Origin of the sequence: Mesorhizobium sp. M7A.F.Ca.ET.027.03.2.1 (assembly GCF_003999175.1) — a bacterium.
Taxonomy (GTDB): domain Bacteria; phylum Pseudomonadota; class Alphaproteobacteria; order Rhizobiales; family Rhizobiaceae; genus Mesorhizobium.
Window position 1 is genome coordinate 1 of the sequence record NZ_RZOM01000204.1, and the last position, 7058, is coordinate 7058.

Here is a 7058-nt window from a genome sequence, read left to right on the forward strand (position 1 = left end):
GAAGAGCCCAAGAAGAAGGCCGCGCCGAAGAAGAAGGCCGCCGAATAACACCAGCGCTCCGCTGAAACAGGAAGGCCGCCCTCGAGGCGGCCTTTTTCGTTGCCAAACTGCAACAGCCGCCATGCTTCGCGAGCGGCGGCCTGTGGCGACCAAGCTTTGATCATTATCTGCGCTTCTATTGCAAGCCGCTTGGTTGTTGGAGGGCGTGTTGAGACTGTTCGTCGAATTGGGACACGCTTCGGCAATCGCGCTGGTCCTTGTCTCGGCCTGCGGCATTGCCCAGGCCGGCACGGTGTCTGACAACTGGCGCTTCGGCACGAGTGAAGACGGCCTCGTCACGGCCTCGCTCTATGCCACCAACAAGCTGATCACCGGCGGCGGTGCCTTGAGCTACAGCCCGATCCTGACGATTGCCTGCCGGGCAAACGGCGAGCCGCATTGGACTGAATGGCTGCAACTGAACGACACTGTTTCGGCCAGCCGCAAGATCACCATGTCGATCACGGTCGATCAGGAGAGCAAGTTCGATGAAAGCTGGTCGGTCGGGCCGCGCGGCCGGATGCTGGTGCGCGATGGCGCCGATGGCATCAGGCGCCTTGTCGCCGCGAACCGGCTCCAGCTTTCGTGGCGGTTCGGGCTGCTGGCGGGGCGCGGCGAGGCCGATTTCGACCTCGCCGGGTTCGGCGAAGCGGTCAATCAGGTAGCCGGCAGCTGCAACACGGATGTACCTTGAGCCACTGTAGGCCACCTAAACCTTGTACGGTCGACCTCTTCTACCCGCCGGCCAGACTCTGTGGTATATAGGTGCCGTAATTCCATTTGGGGGGAGAAGCGGATAATCTGTTCCGCCGTGCAAGGCCTATTGCTGGTGTGATCGGCACGCGCGGATCGTCTCGGGCACATTTGACGATCAGGGAGGAAAGTCATGCGCTTAGTCGCGTTTTTCGCCGTCATCTCTGTTGCAACCTTCGTCGCCGGTCCATCGCAGCCTCAGGATGCTGCTGCTGGCGAGAAGGTCTTCGCCAAATGCAAGGCCTGCCACATCGTGGAGGAGGACAAGAACAAGATCGGTCCATCGCTGCACGGCGTCATCGGCCGCACCGCGGGGACGCATCCAGATTTCAAATATTCCGATGCCATGATTGCGGCCGGCAAATCCGGCCTCAAATGGGATGAATCAACACTGACGACCTATCTTCACGATCCCAAGGCCATGGTAAAAGGGTCCAAGATGGCGTTTGCCGGCCTCAAGAACGATGCGGACGTGGCCAACGTCATTGCCTATCTGAAAACGTTCTCCAAGTGACCTGACACCTCCGTCCTGCGTTTAACCTCTTGTTTTACTGTGATCTTATCCGAGCTAGGGCAGCGTAAGCAAAGACCGGTTTTCAGTTTTCGCTCGCGCCTTTAGTTCGGATCATGGCCCAGGTGCTTCCATCAGAGATGTCGACTAGGGAAAACCGCCTCAAGGATACCGACATCCGCCTCTCGGAAGCGACTGCGGGTGATTTCTTCGCGCTTTTAAAGCCGCGGGTCATGGCGCTTGCTGTATTCACTGCGTTCGTTGGCCTGATGGCGGCGCCCGGTGCGATGAATCCGGTCATCGCCGTGATTGCAATCGGTGCGATTGCGATCGGAGCAGGAGCGGCCGGGGCTCTCAACATGTGGTACGACGCCGACATCGACGCGCTGATGTCGCGCACATCAAAGCGGCCGGTTCCGTCAGGCCGCGTCACGCCGGGTGAAGCCCTCGGCTTCGGCCTGGTGCTTTCCGCACTTTCGGTCATCACGCTCGGCGTGCTGGTGGGCTGGCTTGCCGCATCGCTGCTGGCCTTCACCATCTTCTTCTACATTGTCATCTATACGATGTGGCTGAAGCGCTCGACGCCGCAGAACATCGTCATCGGCGGCGCGGCGGGTGCCCTTCCTCCTGTCATCGGCTGGGCGGCCGCCACTGGCGCGATCGGCGTTGAAAGCTTCATCCTGTTTCTGATCATCTTTCTGTGGACGCCGCCGCATTTCTGGGCACTCGCGCTGTTCAAGGTCGGCGACTACGCCGCTGCGGGTATCCCGATGATGCCGAACGTGGTTGGCTTGGCCTCGACCAGAAAACAGATATTCGCCTATTCGCTGCTCCTGGCGCCAATCGGCGTGCTGCCCTGGGCGTTCGGATTCGCGAGTGGGTTCTATGGAATTGTTTCGACTGCATTGGGCGCGGGTTTCATCTGGCACGCCTGGAAGGTCCTGATCGCTCCCGAAGAGGAGATGAAGCCTGCAAAGGCGCTGTTTGCCTTCTCGATTTTCTATCTTTTCGCGATCTTTGCCATACTGCTTGCCGATACGATCGCGATGCGAGCGTCCACGTCAACTGGAGTTGACGGCAAGACCGCTGTTAACGGAATACTGGTCGGATGAGGCAGCCAGTCTGTACTGCCGAATTGAAGGCGTTGCGGACCAGAATCGGCTCGAACATCACGAAGGAATCGCACAGAATCCCAGAATAAGCAGGGCGACCACGCCGAGGCCGAGTATGAGAAGCGTCCTTCCATCCATGACCTTCACCTTTGAACCCGAGAATATCGAAAAAAGACCACCAGAGCTAGCCGAACCGCCGGGACCCTTCTGACAAAGGGCGACAAGTCTCTGGCAAGAGAGTATGTTGATTGCGGTGCAGGTCGCGGTTTTGCGTGGCCACGCAAACGGCAGCACCGCGAAGCCGCGACCTTACCGGACCTGGTCTGGAGGAATGGTCATGGCTAGCTTTCATGTGATAGCAGGCGCCAGCGAGACGCTGGAACATACCAAAATTCGAAAAATCGGTGTTTCCGACCTTTTCGACGCGCTCAGGCGGGGCGTCGACGATTTCATGGTCAAACCGTCACATATCGTTTTTCTCTGTCTGATCTATCCGCTCGTGGGTGTCGTGCTCGCCGCCTGGACTTCGGGCGCCAATGCGTTGCCGTTGCTGTTTCCGCTGGTCTCCGGTTTCGCCTTGATTGGCCCATTCGCGGCGATAGGCCTCTATGAAATCAGCCGCAGACGGGAAGCCGGCGTGGACTCCTCCTGGAGGCATGCTTTCGAGGTCAGGAATTCTCCGGCGCTGCCGGCCATTGCCGCGGTCGGCATCATGCTGTTTGCAATCTTCATCACCTGGCTTTTGACCGCGCAGATGTTCTACCAATACCTTTTCGGCCCGGCTCCGCCTGAATCGATATCCGGCTTCATCAATGAAATATTTGCCACCGGACGTGGCTGGACGCTGATTATCCTGGGGCACGCCATAGGCTTGGTCTTCGCTGTGGTGGTGTTGTGCACAACGGTCGTCGCCTTCCCATTGTTGCTCGACCGGGACGTCGGCGCCTACGAAGCCATCCACACCTCGGTGCGTGTGGTGCTGGCGAACCCGATCACCATGGCCGTGTGGGGCCTGATCGTCGCCGTCGCCCTGATTATCGGCTCGCTGCCGGTGTTCGTCGGGCTGGCTGTCGTGTTGCCGATCCTCGGTCACGCCACCTGGCATGTCTACCGCAAGGTCGTGGAGCCGCCCGCAAGGCCGGCGGTTTGAGCAAAGTCTCCTCGCCGCACAGGCGAGGGGGCGGTTCTGATCGAAACTGTCAGTAAGCCGGGTGACTGAAGCGAGCCTGGTGTGCGCACATGATCAGGTTACGGAAATCCGCGCCACTGACATGCACCAGCGTTCTATGGTCGCCGCCTTCGAAGTAGACGTCGGCGGCATCGGCGAGGCTTTCTTTGACAATCACCGCGTACATCATAGGCAGCGCCGATCGGCGGAATGGCGCCGGTGTCGCAATCATCGAAGAGCGAAACCACCTCGTCTTCGGAGGCGAGTCCGAGACGCTTGTCCATGACATCTTGCAACCTGCCAAGTTCGATCCTGTGGGTGCTCGGAACCACGGCCAGCGTATAGCCAAGCTCGTGGTGAACGACCACGGATTTCGCCAGGATGCTGCCGGGCACATGCGCGGCTATTGCCGACTGCCGGCTTGTTGAAGTGCGATGATGGGCGACGGTGTCGTAGGAAATTCCCTTGCCGTCGATGAAATCCCTTAATCTGTTTGCGATCGTCATCTTGGCCTCCCTTGCCAGACTTCGCGACGCGCGTAGAACGAGAGAAGTCATTCTGCCGATGTCGCTTCCGATATCTGGAAAATGGACCAGCCGCCCGTTGTTTCAAGGCAACCGAACGGCAAGCAGCATCGTCGCACAACTGAAGTCGGGGCAGATGGATCTCACCCAGCTCTTGATTCAGGGCCCGTCTCCGAAAAACACCAACCGGGTGAAAAGCGTGTAATCCGCTTCGAAGACCATCATTGCCACGAACACAAGCACCAGTATCGGCGGCAGGATGATCGCATAGGTCAGCGCCAGCCGCTCCCAAGCCATGTGCATGAAGAAGGCGACGATCAGGCCCGCCTTGAGCATCATGAAGATCAGGATCAGCGACCATCTGAGATAGCCGTGGAGGCCGAAATAATCGACCATGTAGGAACAGGCGCTTAGGATGAACAGCCATGCCCAGACCACCAGATAGAGTTTGATCGGGTGTTCCTGATGGACCTCGGCATGGGGGGCAGCCGTCCGAGCTTCATGGGCGTGACCAGCGCCAAGTCCGTGTTGTCCGAGGCCGTTTGCGGTTGCTTCAGCCATATCTGCCTCTCACCAAAGATAGAAGAAAGCGAAAATGAACACCCAGACCAGGTCGACGAAGTGCCAGTAGAGCCCCATGATCTCGACGCTCTCGTAGTGACCCCTGCGGCTGGTGAAGAAGCCGCGCCGTCCGGTGTCGTAGTCTCCGCGCCAGACCTTGCGCGCCACGATGAGCAGGAAGATTACCCCGATCGTCACATGGGTGCCGTGGAAACCGGTGATCATGAAGAAAGACGAACCGAATTGTGCGGCGCCCCAGGGGTTGCCCCAGGGCCGCACCCCCTCAGTGATCAGCTTGGTCCATTCGAAGGCTTGCATGCCGACAAAGGTCGCGCCGAGTGCCGCGGTCAGAAGCATCAGAATTGCCGTCTTCCGGCGGTCGCGGCGATAGCCGAAATTGACCGCCATGGCCATCGTGCCGCTGCTCGAGATCAGCACGAAGGTCATGATGGCGATCAGGATTAGCGGAACATTCGAGCCGCCTATGTGCAGCGCAAAGACCTCGCTCGGGTTGGGCCACGGCACGCGCGTCGAAATACGCGCGGTCATGTAGGAGAGCAGGAAACAGCCGAAGATGAAGGTGTCGCTGAGCAGGAAGATCCACATCATGGCCTTCCCCCAGGACACGTTCTTGAACGCCCGCTGATCCGAGGACCAGTCGGCGGCAATGCCTTGCCAACCCGCTGGCCGGGGCGTCGTTTGGCTGATATGCGTCATTGTCGTCTCGGACATCCGCTTGATCCCTTAGGTCAGCAATTGTCGGCAAATGTCTATGAACGTAGCGCCCCAGCCGGCAAGCAGGGCGAATATGGCGAGCCAGACGAAAAGCAGGAAATGCCAGTACATGGCGCACAGCTCGACGCCGAGGCGAAGCCGTTCCGGCCGCGCTCCATTCCAGGCGCCGGCAGTCGTTCTGCCGAGACCGACCAGCCCGCCGAGTATGTGCAGGCCATGCATGCCGGTGATTAGGTAGAAGAAGCTGTTGGCCGGATTGGAGCTCAGCAGATAGCCGTCTTCGGCCAACTGCCGCCATGCCACCAACTGCCCGACCAGGAAGGCAAGCGCCGTGAGCCCGGCTGTGGCGAGGCCGAGTCTGACCATATCGCTCTGCCGCTTGCGCGCGGCGGCCGAGGCGCATTGCAGCGCGACGCTGCTGAGCACCAGCACGCCGGTGTTGAGCCAGAGCAGGCGCGGCAGCGGCAGCGGCTGCCAGTCCGACAGCGCCATGCGCATGAAGTAGGCGCTGGTGAACAGCGCGAACAGGCAGCCTACAACGGCGAGGAAGACACCGAGGCCGATCTTAGCCGTCGGCAGCGCCGAGCGGTCGAGGGCGACAAAATCCTCGGCCATGCCTTGCTCGAGCCATGGCTTCGACATCAGCCGCTGATGGGAAAGCCACCATCCGACAAAGGCGACGACCACCAGCAGGAAGACCAGGATGACGCTCATGCCGGCTCCTTGTAGGTGCCGAAGGAGCCTGGCACGTTCTGCGGAATGAAATCCTCCTTGGCGCCCGGCACGCTGTAGTCATAGGCCCAGCGATAGACGATCGGCAGATCCTTGCCGAAATTGCCGTGGGCCGGCGGGGTTTCGGACGTCTGCCATTCGAGCGTCGTGGCGCGCCAGGGATTGCCGCCGGCCTCACGGCCGTGACGGATGCTCCAGATCAGGTTGAACAGGAACACGATCTGGGCAAAGCCGACGATGAACGCCATGATGCTGATGAAGGAGTTCAGGTGGTGGGCCGATTCCGTCATGATCGTCATGTCGGTCAGTTCGGCATAGCGCCGTGGCAGGCCCACTAGGCCAAGATAGTGCATGGGGAAGAAGATCAGATAGGCGCCGAGGAACGTGACCCAGAAGTGGAACTGGCCGAGCGTCTCATTCAGCATCCGACCGGTTACCTTGGGGTACCAGTGGTAGATTGCGCCGAAAATCACGAGGATTGGAGCGACGCCCATGACCATATGGAAATGCGCAACCACGAACATCGTGTCCGACAATGGAACGTCGACGACGACGTTGCCAAGAAACAGGCCGGTCAAGCCGCCGTTGACGAAGGTGACGATGAAGGCCAGGGCAAAGAGCATCGGTATGGTGAGATGGATGTCGCCGCGCCACAGCGTCAGCACCCAATTGTAGACCTTGATGGCGGTCGGCACGGCGATGATCAATGTCGTGGTGGCGAAGAAGAAGCCGAAATAGGGGTGCATGCCGCTGACATACATGTGGTGAGCCCAGACCACGAAGCTCAGCGCGCCGATGCCGACGATCGCCCAGACCATCATCCGGTAGCCGAAGATGTTCTTGCGCGCATGGGTGCTGATCAGGTCGGAGACGATGCCGAAGGCCGGCAGTGCCACGATGTAGGCCTCGGGGTGACCGAAGAA

Annotated in this window: 8 protein-coding genes and 1 pseudogene; 4 read left to right on the forward strand and 5 right to left on the reverse strand. The window is 59.8% G+C overall.

Going from position 1 to position 7058, the window contains the following annotated elements; genetic code table 11:
• Positions 1-208 precede the first annotated feature (208 nt).
• From EN750_RS11710 to EN750_RS11725, 4 genes are all read left to right on the forward strand, one after another.
• The gene (locus EN750_RS11710; protein WP_127396520.1) at positions 209-733 is read left to right on the forward strand and encodes a hypothetical protein; all 525 of its coding nucleotides are present in this window, start codon (positions 209-211) and stop codon (positions 731-733) included.
• A gap of 192 nt (positions 734-925) precedes the next feature.
• The gene (locus tag EN750_RS11715; protein WP_127396521.1) at positions 926-1306 is read left to right on the forward strand and encodes a cytochrome c family protein; all 381 of its coding nucleotides are present in this window, start codon (positions 926-928) and stop codon (positions 1304-1306) included.
• 137 nt (positions 1307-1443) lie between these two features.
• Positions 1444-2415, forward strand: coding sequence for a heme o synthase (gene cyoE, locus EN750_RS11720; RefSeq protein WP_127396522.1), 972 nt, complete (start codon positions 1444-1446; stop codon positions 2413-2415).
• A gap of 337 nt (positions 2416-2752) precedes the next feature.
• Positions 2753-3565, forward strand: coding sequence for a DUF2189 domain-containing protein (locus tag EN750_RS11725; protein ID WP_127379813.1), 813 nt, complete (start codon positions 2753-2755; stop codon positions 3563-3565).
• A 49-nt stretch (positions 3566-3614) separates the two neighbouring features.
• On the opposite strand, the pseudogene EN750_RS11730 reads toward EN750_RS11725, so the two are convergent.
• From EN750_RS11730 to EN750_RS11750, 5 genes and pseudogenes are all read right to left on the reverse strand, one after another.
• Positions 3615-4089 (reverse strand): annotated as a pseudogene (locus tag EN750_RS11730) (aminoacyl-tRNA deacylase).
• 177 nt (positions 4090-4266) lie between these two features.
• Positions 4267-4668: a cytochrome C oxidase subunit IV family protein gene (locus EN750_RS11735; RefSeq protein ID WP_127379815.1), complete on the reverse strand. Its 402-nt coding sequence runs from the start codon at positions 4666-4668 to the stop codon at positions 4267-4269.
• 9 nt (positions 4669-4677) lie between these two features.
• The gene (locus EN750_RS11740) at positions 4678-5400 is read right to left on the reverse strand and encodes a heme-copper oxidase subunit III family protein (protein ID WP_127379816.1); all 723 of its coding nucleotides are present in this window, start codon (positions 5398-5400) and stop codon (positions 4678-4680) included.
• 12 nt (positions 5401-5412) lie between these two features.
• The gene (locus tag EN750_RS11745) at positions 5413-6117 is read right to left on the reverse strand and encodes a cytochrome c oxidase subunit 3 (protein ID WP_127396523.1); all 705 of its coding nucleotides are present in this window, start codon (positions 6115-6117) and stop codon (positions 5413-5415) included.
• A partial coding sequence (locus tag EN750_RS11750) for a cbb3-type cytochrome c oxidase subunit I (protein ID WP_189526151.1) occupies positions 6114-7058 on the reverse strand: 945 nt, incomplete at its 5' end. The genes EN750_RS11750 and EN750_RS11745, both read right to left, overlap by 4 nt.